Origin of the sequence: Pseudonocardia sp. TRM90224 (genome assembly GCF_021245725.1) — a bacterium.
GTDB lineage: Bacteria > Actinomycetota > Actinomycetes > Mycobacteriales > Pseudonocardiaceae > Pseudonocardia.
This window is the reverse complement of record NZ_JAJGSX010000072.1, coordinates 1-19,693: the sequence shown is the minus strand read 5'-3', so window position 1 is coordinate 19,693 and position 19,693 is coordinate 1. Positions and strand designations below refer to the sequence as shown.

17 protein-coding genes are annotated in these 19,693 nt (G+C 71.7%); 11 read left to right on the top strand and 6 right to left on the bottom strand.

What is annotated here, in order from left to right; translation table 11 throughout:
- Positions 1–125 precede the first annotated feature (125 nt).
- A complete protein-coding gene (locus tag LL648_RS42020; protein WP_232668577.1) occupies positions 126–824 on the bottom strand; it encodes a class I SAM-dependent methyltransferase in 699 nt (232 codons plus the stop codon).
- A gap of 153 nt (positions 825–977) precedes the next feature.
- Here LL648_RS42020 and LL648_RS42015 point away from each other — a divergent pair, with 153 nt between their 5' ends.
- A complete protein-coding gene (locus tag LL648_RS42015) occupies positions 978–2,951 on the top strand; it encodes a glycosyltransferase family 39 protein (RefSeq protein ID WP_232668576.1) in 1,974 nt (657 codons plus the stop codon).
- 120 nt (positions 2,952–3,071) lie between these two features.
- Here the strand turns inward: LL648_RS42015 and LL648_RS42010 are convergent, their stop codons facing one another.
- On the bottom strand, positions 3,072–3,914 hold the full coding sequence (locus tag LL648_RS42010; RefSeq protein WP_232668575.1) for an SAM-dependent methyltransferase: 843 nt from the start codon (positions 3,912–3,914) through the stop codon (positions 3,072–3,074).
- Positions 3,915–4,038: 124 nt separating this feature from the next.
- On the opposite strand from LL648_RS42010, the gene LL648_RS42005 reads away from it, so the two are divergent.
- A complete protein-coding gene (locus tag LL648_RS42005; RefSeq protein ID WP_232668574.1) occupies positions 4,039–5,211 on the top strand; it encodes an ABC transporter substrate-binding protein in 1,173 nt (390 codons plus the stop codon).
- Between the two features lie 101 nt (positions 5,212–5,312).
- Here the strand turns inward: LL648_RS42005 and LL648_RS42000 are convergent, their stop codons facing one another.
- Together LL648_RS42000 and LL648_RS41995 are read right to left on the bottom strand one after the other, a co-directional pair.
- Complete coding sequence (locus LL648_RS42000; protein WP_232668573.1) at positions 5,313–5,813, bottom strand: GNAT family N-acetyltransferase; 501 nt, start codon at positions 5,811–5,813, stop codon at positions 5,313–5,315.
- A gap of 104 nt (positions 5,814–5,917) precedes the next feature.
- Complete coding sequence (locus LL648_RS41995; RefSeq protein ID WP_232668572.1) at positions 5,918–6,589, bottom strand: MBL fold metallo-hydrolase; 672 nt, start codon at positions 6,587–6,589, stop codon at positions 5,918–5,920.
- 161 nt (positions 6,590–6,750) lie between these two features.
- On the opposite strand from LL648_RS41995, the gene LL648_RS41990 reads away from it, so the two are divergent.
- The 6 genes from LL648_RS41990 to LL648_RS41965 are packed head-to-tail and all read left to right on the top strand — an operon-like array spanning position 6,751 to position 11,586.
- The gene (locus tag LL648_RS41990) at positions 6,751–7,974 is read left to right on the top strand and encodes an ABC transporter substrate-binding protein (RefSeq protein WP_232668571.1); all 1,224 of its coding nucleotides are present in this window, start codon (positions 6,751–6,753) and stop codon (positions 7,972–7,974) included.
- A 1-nt stretch (position 7,975) separates the two neighbouring features.
- The gene (locus tag LL648_RS41985; protein WP_232668570.1) at positions 7,976–8,842 is read left to right on the top strand and encodes a branched-chain amino acid ABC transporter permease; all 867 of its coding nucleotides are present in this window, start codon (positions 7,976–7,978) and stop codon (positions 8,840–8,842) included.
- Positions 8,839–9,828 (top strand): branched-chain amino acid ABC transporter permease, encoded by a 990-nt coding sequence (locus tag LL648_RS41980; RefSeq protein ID WP_232668569.1) that lies wholly within the window; start codon positions 8,839–8,841, stop codon positions 9,826–9,828. Before LL648_RS41985 ends, LL648_RS41980 begins: the two co-directional genes overlap by 4 nt.
- A complete protein-coding gene (locus tag LL648_RS41975; protein ID WP_232668568.1) occupies positions 9,825–10,583 on the top strand; it encodes an ABC transporter ATP-binding protein in 759 nt (252 codons plus the stop codon). The genes LL648_RS41980 and LL648_RS41975 overlap by 4 nt, the downstream gene beginning before the upstream one ends.
- Positions 10,580–11,281 (top strand): ABC transporter ATP-binding protein, encoded by a 702-nt coding sequence (locus LL648_RS41970; RefSeq protein ID WP_232668567.1) that lies wholly within the window; start codon positions 10,580–10,582, stop codon positions 11,279–11,281. Before LL648_RS41975 ends, LL648_RS41970 begins: the two co-directional genes overlap by 4 nt.
- On the top strand, positions 11,278–11,586 hold the full coding sequence (locus LL648_RS41965; RefSeq protein WP_232668566.1) for a hypothetical protein: 309 nt from the start codon (positions 11,278–11,280) through the stop codon (positions 11,584–11,586). The genes LL648_RS41970 and LL648_RS41965 overlap by 4 nt, the downstream gene beginning before the upstream one ends.
- On the opposite strand, the gene LL648_RS41960 is transcribed toward LL648_RS41965, so the two are convergent.
- A complete protein-coding gene (locus tag LL648_RS41960) occupies positions 11,587–11,937 on the bottom strand; it encodes a DNA polymerase ligase N-terminal domain-containing protein (RefSeq protein ID WP_232668565.1) in 351 nt (116 codons plus the stop codon).
- 149 nt (positions 11,938–12,086) lie between these two features.
- A complete protein-coding gene (locus LL648_RS41955) occupies positions 12,087–12,887 on the bottom strand; it encodes a sporulation protein (protein ID WP_232668564.1) in 801 nt (266 codons plus the stop codon).
- A 126-nt stretch (positions 12,888–13,013) separates the two neighbouring features.
- Here LL648_RS41955 and LL648_RS41950 point away from each other — a divergent pair, with 126 nt between their 5' ends.
- The 3 genes from LL648_RS41950 (at position 13,014) to LL648_RS41940 (ending at position 19,402) form a co-directional block, all read left to right on the top strand.
- The gene (locus tag LL648_RS41950; protein ID WP_232668563.1) at positions 13,014–15,479 is read left to right on the top strand and encodes a bifunctional lysylphosphatidylglycerol flippase/synthetase MprF; all 2,466 of its coding nucleotides are present in this window, start codon (positions 13,014–13,016) and stop codon (positions 15,477–15,479) included.
- A 231-nt stretch (positions 15,480–15,710) separates the two neighbouring features.
- Complete coding sequence (uvrA, locus tag LL648_RS41945; protein ID WP_232668562.1) at positions 15,711–18,629, top strand: excinuclease ABC subunit UvrA; 2,919 nt, start codon at positions 15,711–15,713, stop codon at positions 18,627–18,629.
- Positions 18,630–18,634: 5 nt separating this feature from the next.
- Positions 18,635–19,402 (top strand): helix-turn-helix domain-containing protein, encoded by a 768-nt coding sequence (locus LL648_RS41940; protein ID WP_232668561.1) that lies wholly within the window; start codon positions 18,635–18,637, stop codon positions 19,400–19,402.
- Positions 19,403–19,693 lie beyond the last annotated feature (291 nt).

Sequence of the window (19,693 nt, the reverse complement as noted above, 5' to 3'; positions counted from 1 at the left end):
CGGCCCGGTGAGTCGACACCTTCAGCACGGTGAGTCCCACGTTTCGGCTGGTCGGCGTAGCCGTCGACAACGACGTAATGGCTGCTTGTTAGCGCTCACAACAGCCAAAACGTCGTTGTCGACGCTCAGGGGCGGTGCGCCCGCAGGATCAGCGAGACCCCGGGCAGCGAGCCGAGCGGCAGGAAGCGCTCCAGCACGACGATCCCGAAGAGCAGCAGGTTCAGCACGGCCGGCATGTGGACGTCGATGTCAGTACCGTTGGAGCGCTGCCGGTGGCGGGCGACGACCGGTCGGAGCAGCACGTTCCAGCTCCACACCTCGTCGACGACAAAACCCGCGGCCTCGACGAGCCGGCAGAGACCCTCGCGGTCGTAGCGGCGGACGTGGTCGACCGCCTCGTCGTGCGCCGACCACAACCGCATGTCGGCGGGCACCGTGATCAGCGCCGTACCGCCCGGACGCAGCACCCGGAACATCTCCGCGACCGCCATACCGTCCTGCTCGATGTGTTCGAGGATCTCGAACGCCGTCACCAGGTCGAACGTCCCGGCGTCCCACGGCAGGGCGCACGCGTCGGCCTCGACGGCGTCGAACCCGCGCTCGCGGGCGATGTCGACGGCGGTGGGGGAGAGGTCGGCGGCAACCGTGCTCCAACCGTGCTCGACCAGCACCCCGCTGTTGCCGCCGCCCGCGGCACCGATGTCCAGAGCGCGTCCGGGCCGGCCCAGGCGTCGGACGGCCCGGGCGAGGATGTTGCGCTTCTCCCGGAACCACCAGTGCCGGGTCTCGACGTCGGTCATCCGGCGCAGTAGCGACGATTCCATTGCAGGGCTCCTTCGGGGACCGGCGTGCTGACCGATCGACGATGGCAGCCGGGCCTGACCCGGGCCGACTCCCGGATTGCGGCCCTTCCGGCGCAGGCGTGGAGGGCAAGCGCGGAGACGAGAACGAGCAGCTCCGACGCCCATCCTCGGGCCATGACAGCAGATTCCTTGACGACAGACGTGCGACCCCGGCCGACAGCGGTCCCGACCCGAGCGGCCCCGGAGGGGAGCGGTGTCGGGAACCGCGGGTGGTGGCTCGCCATCGCCGGCTGCATCCTGCTGGCGGCGATCGTCCGGCTCGTCAACGGGCCGACGACCAGCGGCCTCGGGAACCTGTACTACACGGCCACCGCGCTGAGCATGTCCGAGGACTGGACGGCGTTCCTGACCGGCAGCATGGACACCTCGCTGTTCTCCACGATGGACAAGCCACCCGTGTGGCTGTGGCCGTCCGCGCTGCTGATCAAGGTCTTCGGCCTCAGCTGGGCGACGCTGTTCTTGCCCATGGCCGTCGCGGGGATCGGCGCTGTGCTGGTGCTCGGACTCGCCGTGCGGGAGGCGCTCGGCCGGGGCGCCGTGGGCGTCGCGGCTTCGCTGCTGGCGGCGTTCGGGCTCGCCGTGAGCCCGGTCAACGTCGCCATCGATCGCGACAACTACCCCGACTCGTTCATGGTGCTGATGCTGCTGCTGGCAGCCTGGATGGCCATCCGGGCGGTCCGCCGCGGGCGGATCGGCCCGCTCCTCGCGGCCACGGTCTTCCTCGCGCTCGCGTTCGACGCCAAGACAGTCCAGATGCTCGTCGTGGTTCCGGCATTCGCGCTGCTCTGGCTCGTCGCCGGTGGGGGCTCGCTCGGTCGTCGGATCGCCGGACTGGCCGGGGCCGGCGCAACTCTCGTCGCCGCCTGCCTGGCCTGGCCCGCGCTGGTGTACCTGCTGGTCGCGAACCCGCCGTGGGTGGCGGACAGCCCCGACGGCACCATCCTCGGCCGGATCGTCGGCATCAGCGCCGGCCACGCCGGCGGCGCCGAACACATCGACAACCCGATCGTCTCCGCGATGCTCTCGGGCGTGGCCTGGCGTGGTGGTACGCCCGGACCCGGACGGCTGTTCGGTGACGCGCTCGTCGACCAGGCCGCGTGGTGGCTGCCGCTGGCCGTGGTGGCCACAGTGGTGGCGGCGCTCGCGCTGCGCGGCCGCAGGCGCACCGACCCCGCGGTCGGCGCCGTCGTCCTGTTCGCCGCTTGGCTCCTGACGTGCTGGGTGGTGCTCAGCTTCGCCAACGGGGTGCTGCACCCCTACTACACGAGCATGCTGGCGCCGGCGCTCGCGGCGCTGGCCGGGATCGGCGGCGCGCTGGGCTTCACGGCGTGGCGCCGGGGAGCCCGGTACGGCACCGCCGCGCTGCTCGCCCTGGTGGTGAGCGCGTTCTCCGGGGCGGGGTACGTCCTGCTCGTCACCTCCGCGCAGTTCCCGACGTGGCTGCCCGTCGTCGTGCTGGTCACGGGGCTCGGCGCGGTGGCCGTCGCGGTCGTGCGGAACTCGCGGGCCGCCGCGGCAGCGGTCGGGGCGCTGGCGCTGGTGAGCGCGCTGGCCGGTCCCGTGGTCTGGACCGCGGTGACCACGTCCCAGCCGCTGATCTCGTTCAACCCGCTCGCGAACCAGCAGGGCCGGGAAGGAATCGCCGGGGTGCCGCCGGAACTGGCGGCGGCCCTCGCCGCGAGCATGTACCCGACCGCCGACCAGACGAAGGTCGAGTTCCTCCTCCGCAACCGCGGGGACGCGAAGTGGGTCCTCGCGACGCTGTCGGCCAACGCCGCGGCACCGTTCACCGTCGCGACGGGCGGCGCACCCGTGATGACCATGGGCGGGTTCAACGGCAGCGACCTGCACCCGACGTTCGACGGGTTCCGCGAGCACGTCCGCTCCGGTGAGGTCCGCTTCGTGCTCGCCCCGACGCCCGGCGGCCTGACCGAGGTCATCTCCGGCCCGGCCGTTGACGCCATCAAGTGGGCGCTGCAGGCTTGCACGCCGATCGACCCGGCCACCGGCGGCACCGTCGCGGTGCCCGCCGGCCCGCCCGCCGGCCCGCCAGGGTTCGTGCTGCTCGACTGCGCAACCGCCGGTTGACGACGGCGCTACCCCGGGACCCCGCGACCCCGGGGGAGGGCAGGAAAGCCACTTTCAGGTCCTGTGAGGGCCGGAAAGTGGCTTTCCTGCCCTCGCGTGCGACCGCCCGTCCCTTGCCGTCTACGGCTTGCGCGCGACCCCGCCCCACTGGTCGACGGGCACCACCGCCGCCAGCGGCTGGACGTTCTCGCCCTGCGTCTCGGGCTCGTCGGCCGCGGGGTCGGCCCGCCAGAGCGAGACGGACTGGAAGCCCGGCTCGACCCACTCCAGCCCGTCGAAGAACGACGCGATCGCCTCGGGCGGGCGAGCGTGGTAGTGCACGCCGTCGGTCTTCGAGTAGGTCTCCTCGGCGATCCGGCGCTCCTCGGTCAGGATCGCGTCGCTGATGGCGAGGTAGCTGCCCGACGGCACCCGGTCGAGGATCTGCGCGACCACCGCCCGTGCCTCGTCGGTGTCGTCGAGGTGCCCGAGCACGCCCAGCATGAGCACCGCGACCGGCTGGGAGAAATCGAGGATCTCCGCCGCACCCCGCATCAGGTCCGGGATCTCGCGGACGTCGGCGTGCAGGTACTTGGTCTCGCCCTCCGGGGTGCCGATGAGCAGCGCCCGCGCGTGCGCGAGCACCAGCGGGTCGTTGTCGGCGTAGACCACCTTGGCGTCCGGCGCGATGCGTTGCGCGACCTCGTGGGTGTTGTCCGCGGTCGGGAGCCCGGTGCCGATGTCGAGGAACTGCCGGATGCCGGCCTCGCCGGCCAGGAAGCCCACCACCCGCTTCAGGAACTTGCGCGACTCCCGCGCGTTCACCTTGATCTGCGGATACACCGCGATGACGGCGTCGCCGGTCTTGCGGTCGACGGCGTAGTTGTCCTTTCCGCCCAACCAGTAGTTCCAGACCCGCGCGGAGTGCGGCACGGTCGTGTCGATACCGGTGTTGGCGTGTGGGTTCGGCGTCGAGTCGCTCACGGTCCCCATCCTTGCGCCCAGCACGGTCCGTCTCCACTCCGGCATCCGATCATCCCGATGAGCCGGCATTCGCCCGATCGGTACATTGCCGAAACCCACCACTGACCGTCAGGAGTGCTCCTTCATGAGACGAGCGACCGGCTTGCGGGCCACGTTCGGTGCCACGACCCTCGCTGCGGCACTCGTGCTCACCGCGTGCGCGGGGAGCGAGCCGGCTCCCGCCGCGGCCCCGTCCGGCCCGGCCGCACCGTCCCGCGGCCCGCTCGATCTCACCGGGGACTGCCCCGCGACCGTCGTCATGCAGCAGGACTGGCAGCCCGAGGCCGAGCACGGCGGCATGTACAGCCTGGTCGGGCCCGACCGGACGATCGACGCCAACGCCAAGCTGGTGCGCGGCTCGCTCGTGGCGCAGGGCGTCGACACCGGCGTCGACATCGAGGTCCGCCCCGGCGGGCCGAACGTCAGCTACCAGCCGGTGCCCGCACTGATGCAGCTCGACGAGTCGATCGTGCTCGGCACGGTGTACTCGGACGTCGCCATTGCCGCGACCGCCAAGCAGCCGGTCGTGGCGGTCGTCTCGCAGCTGACGACGAGCCCGCTGATGCTCATGTGGGACCCGGCGTCGCACCCAGGCGCGCAGACGTTGCGCGACGCGGCCGCGAGCGGCGTGCCCGTCGTGACGTCCGACCCGATCGTCACCAAGCTGCTGGAGGGGCAGGGCGTCATCACCGCGGCCCAGGTGGACTCGAGCTACGAGGGCACGCCGGCGCGGTTCGTCTCCGACCCGAAGATCGTGCAGCAGGGCTACGTCACCACCGAGCCCTACGTCTACCAGCGCGAGCTCCCCGCGTGGGGGCGGCCGGTGGCCAGCCAGAAGCTCGCCGACTACGGCTACTCCGTCTACCCGTCGGCGCTTTCGGTGCGCGCCGACCGGCTCGAACAGCTGCGGCCGTGCTTGAAGAAGCTGGTGCCGATCATGCAGCGGGCCCAGCTGGACTACCTGGCCGACCCCGGCCCGACCAACGCGCTGCTCGTCGAGCTCGTCGGCGCGTACCAGACGGGCTGGAGCTACTCGGCGGGCGTCGCGGACTACGCCGTCAAGGCCCTGCGCGACAAGAAGCTGGTGGCGAACGACCCGGCCTCGGGTGTGTTCGGGCAGTTCGACCCGGCGCGCATGGCGCAGATCGTCTCCACCTTCGGCCCGCTCCAGCAGGCGCAGGGCGCGATCCCGACGGTCCCGGCGCCCGAGACGCTCTACACCAACGAGTTCATCGACCCGAGCATCCGCATGGGCTGAGCGACGACAACGACGTTTTGGCTGATGTGAGCGCTAACAAACAGCCAAAACGTCGTTGTGGACGGTCTTACCAGCTGAGCGAGCGCCACTCCCGCACGGGGTCATTCGAGCCTGATGAGGGAGTAGAGCAGCAGGTCACGGCGGGCCCCGCCGATCTCCTGGTGGCTGCGCAGCAGGCCCTCCACCTCGAAACCGGCTCGCCTGACCACCCGCTGCGACGGCGTGTTGAACGGCTCGATGTAGGCCTCGAGTCGGAACAGTTCCGGGATCGTCCAGGCGAAGTCGACCAGAGCTCGTAGCGCGTCCGTGGCCACCCCGGTCCTTCGGGCGAGGGGTGCGACGCTGTAGCCGACGCTGGCCCGCCCGTGCGGCCAGCCGGACAGCCACAGCCCGATCAGCCCGAGGGCCTTCCCGGTGGAGTGATCGGCGATCGCGAATGCGAAGCCCACGCCCTCGGTGAGGCGCCGGCGTTGCTGTTCGACCCACGCGCTCGCCTGGTCGCGGTCGGCGTGCGCGGGCAGGGTCCCGATCAGCGGCACGTAGGGGTCGGTCGCGAGGTCCAGCGCCATGTCGACGTCGCCGGGCTCGAACTCTCGCAGCACGACCCTTCCGTGGCGGGGTGCCACGTCTGGCCACGACGGCATCGACGGTTCCACCGATTCAGACTCCCGATCAGGGCAATCGAATTCGTGGGACCGACGAACGCTCACCAGCCGCGCTCGCGCCACTCCGGCACCGAGGGGCGCTCCTTGCCCAACGTCGTGTCGTCCCCGTGCCCCGGGTACACCCACGTCTCGTCGGGCAGCTCCCCGAACACACGTGATTCGAGGTCGTCCATGAGCGACCCGAACTCGGCGGGGCCCGCGGTCTTGCCCGGCCCGCCGGGGAAGAGGGAGTCGCCCGTGAAGATGTGCGGGTGCTCCCCGCCGCGGTAGACGAGGGCGATCGAGCCGGGGGTGTGGCCGCGCAGGTGCACGACGTCGAGCTCGATCTCGCCGAACCGCACGGTGTCGCCGTGCTCGACCAGCTCGTCCATGGGCACCGGCAGCTCGGTCGCGTCGAGCGGGTGCGCGATCTGGCGGGTCTGGAACATGCCGGCGACCGCGCCGAGCGCCTGCCAGTGGTCGGGGTGGCGGTGCGTGGTGACGAGATGGCGCAGCTCGGGCCGCGAGTCGGAGGCGCCGACGAGGTCGGCGAGCCGGTCCGGCTCGTTCGCGGCGTCGACCAGCAGCGCCTCGTTCGTCGCTCGGCACACGAGGAGGTAGGCGTTGTTGTCCATCGGGCCGACCGAGATCTTGGTGATGCTCAACGCGGCGAGGTCGCGGCGGATCGCGGCGCCGCCGGGATCGGTGTGACCGGAGTACTCGAGGACGTCCACGGGCCACAGCGTAGGCGCCCCGACGCCACGCGTGACGACGCGTCACGGTTGGATCGCGGTCGATGACTGATTCACCCAGATCGTTGACAGCTCGTCGTCCGCTCGACAACGATCCGTCGACACTCCACCCCGGCGTTGCGCGCAACGAGGAGCCGTCAGCCATGGAACACCCTTCGATCTCCCGCAGGCGCCTCTTGGCGCTGTTCGGTGCAGCCGCATCGGTGCCGGTCCTCGCCGCGTGCGGGAGCAGCGTGGGCGGTGGCGGCGGTGGCGCGCCCGCCGGTGGCGGCGGGGGCGGCGCGGTGAAGGTCGGGCTCGTCGTGCCGCAGTCGGGCGTGTACGCGGCGCTCGGGACGGACATGCAGCGCGGCTGGGAGCTGTGGCTGGGGCAGAACGGCGGCAAGTTCGGCAACTACACGGTCGAGACGGTCGTCGCCGACGAGGGTGAGACACCGAACACCGGCCAGCCCGCCGTGCAGAAGGTGCTGCAGAGCGACAACGTCGACGTCGTCGTCGGGCTGGTCAACTCGGCCACCGCGCTCGGGGTCGCGAACCTGCTCACCGAGTCGAAGAAGCTGCTCGTCGTCACCAACGCGGGCGCGGGTGACGTCACCGGCGCGAAGCGCACTCCGTACATCTGGCGGACGTCGTTCACGAACGCGCAGGTCTCGGCCGCGATGGGCACCCACCTCGCGCAGTCGGGCTTCAAGGATGGTGTGTTCGCGCTCGCCCCCGACTACGCCGCGGGCACCGAGGTGATCGCCGGCTTCACGAAGACGTTCGAGGCCGGCGGCGGGAAGGTCGTCGGCACGGCGAAGCCCGCGTTCGGGAAGACGTCGGACTACCAGCCGTTCCTCACCCAGATCCAGCAGTCCGGCGCGAAGGCGACGTTCTGCTTCTTCTCCGGCTCCGAGGCGATCACGTTCGTCCGGCAGTATGCGCAGTTCGGGCTCGCCTCGACGATCCCGCTCTACGGCTCCGGCTTCCTCACCGAGGGCAACGTGCTGCCCCAGCAGGGCGATGCCGCGCTCGGCGTGCAGACCACGCTGCACTACAGCGACCAGCTCGACAACCCGGCCAACAAGGCGTTCGTCGAGAGCTACACAGCCAAGTACGGCGAGTCGCCCAGCTGCTTCTCCGCGCAGACCTACGACGCCGCGAACGTGCTCAACCGCGCGCTGCGCACCGCAACGGCGCTGGACGGCGACTCGATCGCGGGCGCGCTCGGCGGCATCGGCACCGTCGAGGACAGCCCCCGCGGCCCGTGGACGTTCGACGGCCAGACCCCGAAGCAGAACTTGTACCTGCGCAAGGTGGAGAAGGTGAACGGCACCCTCGTCAACGCGGTCGTGCAGGATCTCGGCCAGCAGAGCCAGCCGCTCTGACATGCTCGTCAGCGTTCTGAACGGGTTCTCGGTCGGCTTCCTGCTGTTCGTGCTGGCCGTGGGGCTCTCGATCGTGTTCGGGATGATGGACGTCCTGAACCTCGCGCACGGCGCACTGTTCCTCTGCGGCGCCTACCTCGGCGCCACGTTCGCCGGTGGCTGGGGCGGCTTCCTCGGCGCACTCGGCCTGGCCGCCGTGTTCGGACTCGTCGGCGGTGGGCTGCTCTCGCTCATGACGGAGCCGCTGCGCAAGCGCTCGCACCTCGACCAGGCGTTGCTGACGCTCGGGGTCGCGCTGGTGGCGGCGGAGGTGCTCGCGATCGTCTTCGGCGACGACCCGCTCTCGGTCGCCGCGCCGCCCGGGTTGAACGACTCGGTGCAGGTGTTCGGCGTGAGCTACCCGACCTACCGGCTGGTGATCATCGGGGTCGGGGCCGTGCTCGCGCTGGCCGTCTACCTCGTCGTCGAACGCACCCGGCTGGGCGCGTTGGTCCGGGCGACCGTCGCCGACCGCGAGATGGTCTCCGTGCTCGGCGTGGACAACCGGCTGGTCAAGGCCGCCGTGTTCGCGATCGGTTCGGTGCTCGCGACGACGGCGGGTGTGCTCGGCGGACCGATCTACGGCGCCCGCCCGGGCCTCGACGCGACCGTGCTCATCCTCGCGCTGGTCGTCGTCGTGATCGGCGGGCTGGGCTCGGTGCGCGGCGCGCTGATCGGGGCCCTGATCATCGGGCAGGTCGACATCGTCGGGAAGTACCTCCTCCCCGACCTCTCCTCGTTCATCCTGTTCGCCGCGCTCGCGCTGGTGCTGGTGCTGCGCCCGCAAGGGCTTTTCGGCGGCCCGGTCGGAACGGCGGGTGCGCGGTGACCGCCATCGAGGCCCCGACCGTCCCGGGCGGCGCGCCGGCGTCGGCACCACGGGTGACCCGTGCGCGGACCGGGATCATCGCGGTCGCCGTGCTGGTCGTGCTCGCGGCAGCGCCGTTCATGCTGGCCCCGTTCGCGACGACGACGCTCACGCGGGTGCTGGTGTTCGCGTTGTTCGCCGTGAGCCTGGACCTGCTCGTCGGGGTCACCGGCCTCCCGTCGCTCGGCCACGCCGCCTACCTCGGCGCCGGCGCGTACGCCGCGGGCTGGGTCTCGATCAACGTGACGGCGGAGGCGCCGGTCCCGCTGCTGGTCGGGGCCGGTTTCGGGGCGCTGGCCGCAGCGTTGACGGGCTGGGTGACGGTCCGCAGCCACGGCGTGTTCTTCCTCATGCTCACCCTCGCGATCGGCGAGACGCTGCAGCAGCTCGCCGACACCTGGGAGACCGTCACCGGCGGCGCGAACGGCCTGACCGGCATCCCCGCGGTCCGGCTCGCCGGGACGCCGCTGGCCAACGCCGGCTTCACCTACTGGTACGTGCTGGCCGTCGGCGTGATCGGGTTCGCGCTCGTGGTGATGGTCGCGCGCTCGCCGTTCGGCGCCGCCCTGCGCGGCATCCGCGACAACGAGCCGCGGATGCGCGCGCTCGGCTACTCCACCGCGCGCTACAAGTACGCCGTGATCGTCATGGCGGGCGCGGTGGCCGGACTGGCCGGTGCGCTGCTCGTCGCGCAGCAGCGGCTGGTCACACCGGCCGACATGGGCTTCGCGACGGCGTCGTTCGCACTGCTCGCGGTGATCATCGGTGGGGCCGGGTCGCTGTGGGGTGCCTGCCTCGGCGCGGCGCTGGTGATCATCATCAGGGACGCGCTCGGCCCGAGCCTCGACGGGCACGGGACGCTCGTGCTCGGCATCGTCTTCGTGCTGGTGGTGTACCTGCTGCCGCGCGGGGCGGCCGGGCTGCGGATCTACCGGAGACGCCGATGAGCGTGCTGAAGTGCGTCGGCCTGTCCCGGTCGTTCGGTGCGCTCGCGGCCGTCTCCGAGGTCGACCTGGCCGTCGGCGCCGGCGCGCGGCACGCGCTGATCGGCCCGAACGGCGCCGGCAAGTCCACGCTGTTCAAGCTGGTCACCGGCACGATGAAGGCGCACGCGGGCAGCGTCGAGCTGGCCGGCCGCGACGTCACGGGCCTGTCGGAGGCCAAGCGGTGCCGGTTGGGGATGAGCCAGACGCTGCAGCACGCGAGCCTGTTCGCGTCGATGACGGCGGCCGAGACCGTGGCGCTCGCGGCGCAGCGGCACGGCGGCGGCCGGATCTCGCTGGTCCCGCGCAAACAGCCCGCGGTGGCCGAGCGGGCCGCCGAGCTGCTCGCCGACGTGGGGCTCGACGGCCGCGAGCACGTCGCCGTCGCGTCGCTCTCGCACGGCGAGCGCAAACAGCTGGAGGTCGCGCTCGCGCTTGCCTGCCGGCCGACGGTGCTGCTGCTGGACGAGCCGGCGGCCGGGATGTCGCCCGCCGAGCGGGCCCGACTGGTCGAGCTGCTCGCCGGGCTGCCGGCCGAGATCACGGTGCTGTTCGTCGAGCACGACCTCGACCTGGTTTTCGCGCTGGCCGACTCCGTGACCGTGCTGCACCTGGGCAAGGTGCTGCTCTCCGGGACGCCCGCCGAGGTGCGCGCGAGCGACGCCGTGCGCGAGGCCTACCTGGGTGCGGGCCGTCGAGAGGAGCTGTTCCTCGCATGACGTTCCTGTCCGTCGCCGGGCTCGTCTCCGGCTACGACCGCAGCACCGTGCTCAACGGGGTCGACCTGGAGATCGAGCGCGGCGCCACGCTCGCGCTTCTGGGCCGCAACGGCGCCGGCAAGTCGACGCTGGTCATGACGCTGATGGGGCTCGTGCCGGTGACGGCGGGCTCGGTGCGGCTCGACGGCGTCGAGCTGGTCGGGAAGCGCCCCGACCTGATCGCGAAGGCCGGTGTCGCGCTCGTCCCGCAGGGCCGTCGGGTGTGGGCGACGCTGACCGTCGCCGAGCACCTCGCGCTGGCCTCCCGTTCCCGGAAGGGCACGTGGACCGTCGACGGCGTGCTCGACCTGCTCCCGCGGCTCGCCGAGCGGCGACGGCACTACGCGGGCCAGCTGTCCGGTGGCGAGCAGCAGATGCTCGCCGTGGCGCGCGCCCTGCTCACGAACCCGCGGCTGGTGCTGCTCGACGAGCCGTCCGACGGGCTCGCGCCCGCGATCGTCGAGCAGATCGGGCTGGTCATCGCGACCATGCGCGACGAAGGGGTCGCGGTGCTGCTCGTCGAGCAGGACCTGCACCTCGCGTTCGAGGCCGCCGGCCGGATCGCGGTGATGGAGAAGGGTGCGATCGTGCACGAGGTGCCGACGGCGGAGTTCCGGCGCGACCCGGACACCGCGCACCGGTTGCTGGGGGTCGCGTGATCGCGCGGATCTGGCGGACCGGGCTGGACGAAGCGCGGACCGACGAGTACGAGCGGTTCGTCGAGGAGCGCTCGCTGCCGATGTTCCGCAGGCAGGACGGGCTGGTAGGGGTGCTGTTCACCCGCATCGACGGTGGCCGGGCCGTGATCACGCTGTGGCGAGACGAGCAGGCGGTCGAGGCTCTGGAATCGGCCGCGGACTACCGCGAGACGGTCGCCGCGATCGGTGCCGCGGGGTTCCTCCGGGCTCCGCAGGAGGTCGAGCTGCTGCCGGTGGACGAAGCGTGGTTCGCCGACCGGCCCTGATCACCCGGGCTGCTCCTTCGTGAGGTGCAGCAGCCAGTCCTGCTGCGTGCGGATGAGCGCGTAGCGGCGCGCGCCCTCCCGGCCGTGCAGCGTGAAGACGATCCGCCGCTCGTTGCGGTCGTGCTCCTCCCACCACCCGATGTCGGCGATCGACTTCTCCGCGTCGGTGTAGGTGAGGTGGTCCATGTCGTGGTCCGGGACGGCGACGGCGAGCCGGTTGGCGCCGGAGCGCACTGGCAGGCCGCGCGGCACCGCCCAGGAGCGCAGGACGCCGTCCTCCTCGAGCCGCAGGTCGAAGTGGTGGCGCGGCCGCTGGTGCTCGTGGAGCACGAAAGCCGGCCGTGGCGTCACCAGGCCACGGTAGCTCTTCGCCCCCGAGGGCGGTGGGTCCCGGGGGAGGGCAGGAAAGCCACTTTCCGGCCCTCACAGGGCAGGAAAGTGGCTTTCCTGCCCTCGCGTGCGGCACGCACGCATCCCCGCTCGCGCGCTCCCGCCCCTGGTCAGCCGAAGAGCCCCCGCCTGCGCCCCAGCTCGTGCAGGTGCTGGCGGAGGAGCCCCTCCCAGTCCTGGTGGTCGACGTCGCCGTACCCGACGCTGAAGCGGTGCACGCTGTCGCCACCGGAGTCGAGGAAGCCGCCCCTGCGGTCGCCCTCGATCAGGATGTCCATCGCGTGCGGCCCGGCGATGAACGTCACCTCCAGCTCGGCGATGCCGCCGGCGAACTCGGGCGGGGGAGCGAACTCCAGCTCCTGGTAGAAGTTCAGGGTCGAGCCGGGGATGCGGCCGCGTTCCAGGTCGGAGTGGCGGAAGCGGCAGCCGATCCGGTCGAACGCGGCCAGCACCCGTTGCTGCGCGGGCAGTGGCCCGATGCGGATGGGGTCGAAGTCGCCCTTGTCCGTCGAGCGCTGGATCTCCAGCTCGGTCCGCACGCCGAGCCGCACCCCGCCGAGCTCGTGCTGCCCGATCATGTTGAACGGCGCCTCCAGGGGCACGGCCAGCGAGAACGGCACCGACATCCGCTGTGCGGGGTGCAGCGTGAACGCCCCGGCCACGCGCTGGCGGGCGAACCGTTCCTCGGAGTGGTGTTCCGAGTCGTCCGTCTCGACCTCGACGCGCGCCACCATCGTCAGTTCGAGGTAGCTGATCTCCTGCTCGAACTCACCGCCGAGGATGTCGACGGTGCCCTCGAGCGTCCCGCCCGGCCACGCCACCGGCGTGCGCACCTGCGTGTCGATCGAGGTTCCTCCGCCGAACCGCGCCTTGAGCCGCTTGAACACCATGCGTTCCTCCTGGTCCGCCACCGGCCCCAACCCGTGTTCACCGTATCGACGGGCGGCGCGTGGCGTCTCCGTACAACTACGGCAGGCTCGCCACGTGCGCACCGACGATCGGGAACCGACGTGACCGTGCTGCGCCATGCACGTGGAATGCCCGCGACGCTGGCCCGTGCGGCCCGCCGGGCGCCGCTCACGTGCCTGCTGATCGTGGTCTGCTGGGCCGTCGGGATCGGGGCGGGCACGCTGGCGGGCCCGTCGCCGGAGCTGCTCGCCGCCGTCGGGACCGGCCCCGGCCCGCTCGCCGCGCACCGCTGGTGGACCCCGCTGGTGTCGACGGTGTTCTGGGGTGGGCTCGGCGGGCACCTGTTCACGACGGTGCTGCTGATCGTCGCCGGCCCCGTCGCGGAACGCCGGATCGGCGCGTGGCGCACCGCGTTGCTGCTGGTCGCGACGCAGGTGGTCGGCGTGGTGCTGGCGAGCGGGCTCGTCGCGGCGGCAGCCGCAGGTGGTGGCCGGTGGGCGGGCCAGCTGGCCGCGCAGCTCACGGTCGGCGGCGCGCCGGGCGCGGTCGGGCTCGGTCTCGCTGTGAGCAGCAGGCTCTCGGCGTTGTGGCGGCGCCGGCTGCGGCTGGTGTTGCTGACCACCGCGATCGTGCTGGTCGCCTACTCGGGCGAGCTGGACGACGTCGTGCTGCTGGCCGCGGGCATCGTCGGGTTGGCGGCCGGTCCGTTGCTGCTGGGCCATCCCGACCGCAGGCCCGGCCCCGCCACCCGCAACGAGACGCGGGTGCTGGTCGCGCTGGTCGTCGCGGCTTCCGCGGTGGGTCCGGTGCTCGCGGCGTTCGTCGGGAAGCCGATCGGGCCGCTGTCGGTGCTGCAGTTCCTGGTGCTCTCGCCGCCGCCGGACGCCGACACCGTGCTGCAGATCTGCGCCACCGGCGACGCGTCGGCGTGCCGGTTCCTGCAGGCCCAGCTGCGGCTTTCCGGATGGGGGCCGGCGCTCGCGTCGGCGTCGCCGGTGATCTTGCTGCTGGTCGTCGCGGAGGGGCTGCGCAGAGGACGGCGGGCGGCGTGGGCGCTCGGGGTGTGGCTCAACATCGTGCTCGCAGTGCTCGGCGCCTGGCTCGGCGTGCTGATCAGCACGATCCCGCGCGAGCAGCTCGTCGTCTACGGGAGCGCGCCAGGTGTGCACCAAGCACTCGAGCAGGTGCTGCCGGCGGCCGTGCCGCTCTTCGTCGCCGTATTGCTCGTCCTGACCAGCGCGAACTTCTCCGCCCGCGCCCCGGCCGGCGCGTTCCGCCGGACCCTCGTGGCCATCGCCGTGGCGCTCGTGGCCGTCGGCGTGCTCTACGTCGGCGGCGGGACGGCCGTCGCGGCGCAGTTCGACCGGCCCCCGACGACCGCGCAGCTGGTCCAGGACCTCCCGCTGCGCCTCCTGCCGCCCGGCTACCTCGGTGAGGTCGAGCCGGCGTTCCTGCCGGAGGGGTGGCTGGCGACGCTGCTGTTCGAGTGGACGGGCGGCGTGTTCTGGCTGGTCGTGGCCGTGGAGCTGCTGCTCGGCTTCGTGCGCATGCGGCGCGACCCGCAGGCCGGCGACGCCGCCAGGGCCCGCGCGCTCGTCACGGAGCACGGCGGGAGCGACCTCGCCTGGCTCACGACCTGGGCCGGCAACTCCTACTGGTTCACCGACGGCGCCGCGGTCGCCTACCGCGTGATCGGCGCCGTCGCCGTCACCACCGGCGATCCGATCGGGCGCGCCGACCGGCGGGCCGACGCCGTCGCGGGGTTCGCCGCGTTCTGCGCCGACCGGGGCTGGACGCCGGCCTTCTACAGCGTCACCGGCGCGACTCGCGATGCCTGCGATGCACTCGGCTGGAAGTCGGTGCAGGTCGCGGAGGAGATCGTGCTGCCGCTCGAAGGGCTGACGTTCACCGGTCGCCGCTGGCAGGACGTGCGCACGGCGTTGAACAAGGCGGCCAAGCAGGGCATCACCGCCGAGTGGATCACCTACGCGGACGCGCCGCTCGCGCTCACCGACCAGATCGCGACGATCAGCGAGGAGTGGGTCGCCGACAAGGGGCTCCCCGAGATGGGCTTCACGCTGGGCGGGCTGGCCGAGCTGGCCGACCGGGAGGTGCGCTGCCTCGTCGCGGTCGACGCCGACCGAACCGTGCACGGCGTCACCAGCTGGCTCCCGGTGCACCGGGAGGGCGTGGTCGTTGGCTGGACGCTCGACTTCATGCGTCGCCGGACCGGGAGCGGCTTCCGCGGCGTCTCCGAGTTCCTCGTCGGGTCCGCCGCCCGCGACCTGCAGGAAGAGGGTGCGTTGTTCCTGTCGCTCTCCGGCTCGCCGTTGGCGCGGGCGGAGAACGACGAGGGCGGCAAACGCCTGCAGCGTGTGCTCGACGCGCTCGGGGCCGCGCTCGAACCGGTCTACGGGTTCCGCTCGCTGCTGGCGTTCAAGGCGAAGTTCCAGCCCACCTACGCGCCGCTGCACCTGGCCTACCCCGATCCGGCGGCGCTGCCGGCGATCGGGTACGCGATCGGGCGGGCGTACCTCCCCGACCTCACGGCACGGCAGTCCGCGCGGTTGCTCGCGCGGCTCGGCTCGGGCTGACGGCGGTCGTACCCGATCCGGGTCGGGGCCCCCGACATATGATCTTCGAACGCTTGTGCGATGCTCGATCACGGCGGCCGGCCCCGACCGGCGCGCCGATCGTCGGGTCCGCCACAGGCGCCCGACCGCCGATCCGGTTTTGTCGGTGGCCGCGCCTAGCATGGAAACGGGCCTGTCGAAACCTGCACGTCGACACACAGCCCAGCTGGCGAACTCAGGAGGCTCCTCACCGTGGCCGATCGTCTTGTGGTGCGCGGCGCCCGTGAGCACAACCTGCGCGGCGTCGATCTCGACATGCCGCGCGACAGCCTCGTCGTGTTCACCGGGCTCTCGGGCTCGGGCAAGTCGAGCCTCGCGTTCGACACGATCTTCGCGGAGGGGCAGCGGCGCTACGTCGAGTCCCTCTCGGCGTACGCGCGCCAGTTCCTCGGGCAGATGGACAAGCCCGACGTCGACTTCATCGAGGGGCTCTCGCCCGCGGTGTCGATCGACCAGAAGTCCACCAACCGCAACCCGCGCTCGACGGTCGGCACGATCACCGAGGTCTACGACTACCTGCGGCTCCTCTACGCCCGCGCGGGCGTGCCGCACTGCCCCGTGTGCGGCCACGTGATCGAGAAGCAGACCCCGCAGCAGATCGTCGACCAGGTGCTGGCGATGGAGGAGGGCAGCCGCTTCCAGGTGCTCGCCCCGGTCGTGCGCACCCGCAAGGGCGAGTTCGTCGACCTGTTCACCAACCTGCAGGGCCAGGGCTACTCGCGCGTGCTGGTGGACGGCACCGTGCACATGCTGACCGACCCGCCGAAGCTCAAGAAGCAGGAGAAGCACGACATCGCCGTCGTGGTCGACCGGCTCTCCGTCAAGGGCTCGGCCAAGCAACGGCTCACCGACTCCGTCGAGACGGCGCTGCGGCTCGCCGACGGGCTCGTGGTGCTCGACTTCGTCGACCTCGATGAGCACGACCCGCAGCGCGAGCGCCGCTTCTCCGAGCGCATGGCCTGCCCCAACGGGCACCCGCTGGCGCTCGACGAGCTGGAGCCGCGGACGTTCTCGTTCAACTCGCCGTACGGTGCGTGCCCCGAGTGCACCGGCATCGGGATCAAGAAGGAGGTCGATCCCGAGCTGGTCGTCCCCGATCCCGATCAGAGCCTCGCGGGCGGTGCGATCGCGCCGTGGGCGGGCGGTCACACGTCCGAGTACTTCGGGCGGTTGCTGGAGGGGTTGGCGTCCGCCGTCGGGTTCCGCATGGACACGCCGTGGCGCAAGCTCTCCGCCGCGGCGCAGAAGGCCGTGCTGCACGGCAGCGGCGACCAGGTGCACGTGCGCTACCGCAACCGCTACGGCCGCGAGCGCTCGTACTACGCCAACTACGAGGGCGTCATCCCGTTCCTGGAGCGACGGCTCGACCAGACCGACTCGGAGTACGCGCGCGAGAAGTACGAGGGCTACATGCGCGACGTGCCGTGCCCGGTCTGTAAGGGCGCCCGGCTCAAGCCGGAGGTGCTCGCCGTCACCCTCACCCACCGCGACCAGGGCGAACGCTCGATCGCCGAGGTGTCGGCGATGTCAGTGTCGGAGTGCTCGGAGTTCCTCGGCGGGATGGTGCTCGACACCCGCCAATCCATGATCGCCGGCAGCATCCTCAAGGAGGTGCAGGCCAGGCTGGGCTTCCTGCTCGACGTCGGGCTGCACTACCTGTCGCTCGACCGCGCGGCCGGGTCGCTCTCCGGCGGCGAGGCGCAGCGCATCCGGCTGGCGACGCAGATCGGTTCCGGGCTGGTCGGCGTGCTCTACGTGCTCGACGAGCCGTCGATCGGGCTGCACCAGCGCGACAACCGCAGGCTGATCCAGACCCTGATCCGGCTGCGCGACCTCGGCAACACGCTGATCGTCGTCGAGCACGACGAGGACACCATCCGGGCCGCCGACTGGGCGGTCGACATCGGGCCCGGCGCGGGCGAGCACGGCGGCGTCATCGTGCACAGCGGCCCGGTCGCGGGCCTCGAATCGCACGACACCTCGCTGACCGGCGCCTACCTGTCCGGTCGGCGCTCCATCCCGGTGCCGGAGAAGCGGCGCAAGGTCGACCCGAAGCGGCAGCTGACGATCGTCGGCGCGCGCGAGCACAACCTGCGCGGCATCGACGTCGACGTCCCGCTCGGGTGCCTCGTCTCCGTCACGGGCGTCTCGGGTTCAGGCAAGTCGACGCTGGTCAACGACATCCTCGCGACCGTGCTGGCGAACAAGCTCAACGGCGCGCGGCAGGTGCCGGGCCGGCACACCCGCATCACCGGGCTCGACGGTCTCGACAAGCTGGTGCGCGTCGACCAGTCGCCGATCGGGCGCACCCCGCGCTCCAACCCCGCCACCTACACCGGCGTGTGGGACCACGTCCGCAAGCTGTTCGCCGCTACCACCGAGGCGAAGGTGCGCGGCTACCAGCCGGGGCGGTTCTCGTTCAACGTCAAGGGTGGGCGCTGCGAGGCGTGCTCCGGCGACGGCACCATCAAGATCGAGATGAACTTTCTGCCCGACGTCTACGTGCCGTGCGAGGTCTGCAAGGGCGCGCGCTACAACCGCGAGACGCTCGAGGTCCACTACAAGGGCAAGACCGTCGCCGACGTGCTCGACATGCCGATCGAGGAGGGCGCCGAGTTCTTCGGCCCCATCACCTCGATCAGCCGCTACCTGCGGACGCTCGTCGACGTCGGGCTGGGTTACGTGCGGCTCGGGCAGCCCGCGCCGACCCTCTCCGGCGGTGAGGCGCAGCGCGTCAAGCTGGCGTCGGAGCTGCAGAAGCGCTCCAACGGCCGCACGATCTACATCCTCGACGAGCCGACCACCGGCCTGCACTTCGAGGACATCCGCAAGCTGCTGCTGGTGATCAACGGGCTGGTCGAGAAGGGCAACTCGGTGCTGGTCATCGAGCACAACCTCGACGTCATCAAGACCTCCGACTGGATCATCGACATGGGGCCGGAGGGCGGTTCCGGCGGCGGCACGGTCGTGGCACAGGGCACGCCGGAGCAGATCGCGGCGCACCCCACCAGCTACACCGGCCAGTTCCTGCAGGGGCTGGTCGCACCGGCCTCGGGCAAGGCGCAGGAGAAGGCACCGGCGCGGCGCCGCAAGGCTGCCGCAGCGAGCTGATCGGCGTGCCGGCACGGCGGGCGCCATCCGATCCGCGGGCGTTGGGCAGCGCGTGGAGCAGGTTCCAGCGCCACGCGTTCCCTGCGCCCGCGCCGGAGCTCGCCGGTGTGGTGGCGGGCTACTGGATCGTCGAGTGGGCGTACGACGAGCCGTACGAGCAGATCATCGTGCCGCTCCCGAACGTGCAGCTGACGTTCCACGAGGGCGCGGCGCCCGAGGTCCACGGCGTGTGCAGCGGGCACGTCACCAAGGTGCTCGAAGGGCGGCGGCGCGTGCTCGGCGTGACGTTCCGGCCGGGCGGGTTCCGCCCGTTCCTCGGCTCGGCAGTCTCGGCGCTCACTGATCGATCCGTGCCCGCATCCGAGATCCCCGCGCTGCGCGGCGCCCCGTCGGGACGTGTCGAGCTCACCGAGGTGGAGGAGTGGCTACGTGGCGTCCTCCCGCCGCCCGATCCGACCGTCGACCGGGTCGCGGGCGTCGTCGCGAGGGTGGCGGCCGAGCCGGGCATCGCGCGGGTCGACGAGCTCGCCGCCCGCTGCGCGACCAGCGTGCGCACGCTGCAGCGGCTGTTCGCCGAGTACGTCGGCGTCAGCCCGAAATGGGTGATCCGCCGCCACCGGCTGCGTGAGGTCACCGAACGCCTCGCCGCGGGCGCCGACATCGCCTGGGCCCCGCTCGCCACCGAGCTCGGCTACTCCGACCAGGCCCACTTCGTCCGCGACTTCGCCGCGATCTTCGGCGAGCCACCCACCAGCTACGCGGCCAGGTTCTAGCGACCTCGGAGGACCGGGAGCGAGTGCCGGGAAGTGGCTGTCGGGTGAATCGCCGAGGCCGGCCGCCCCGGCGAGGTGATCATGACCCAGTCCTCGGAAGTTGTGCTGGACCAGGACCGCTCGCCGGCCGGCGCATGGGTCGAAGGCGTGCGGCTGGGCGGGTTGGGTGCGGGGTGCATACGTTGCCTGGAAAGCCACTTTCCCAGCGCCACAGGCGGTGACGTCCCCAGGAGTGGTGTAACTCCACTTCGCGGAGGCTCTGCGGTTCAGATCATGCCGTGATCAGCGCGG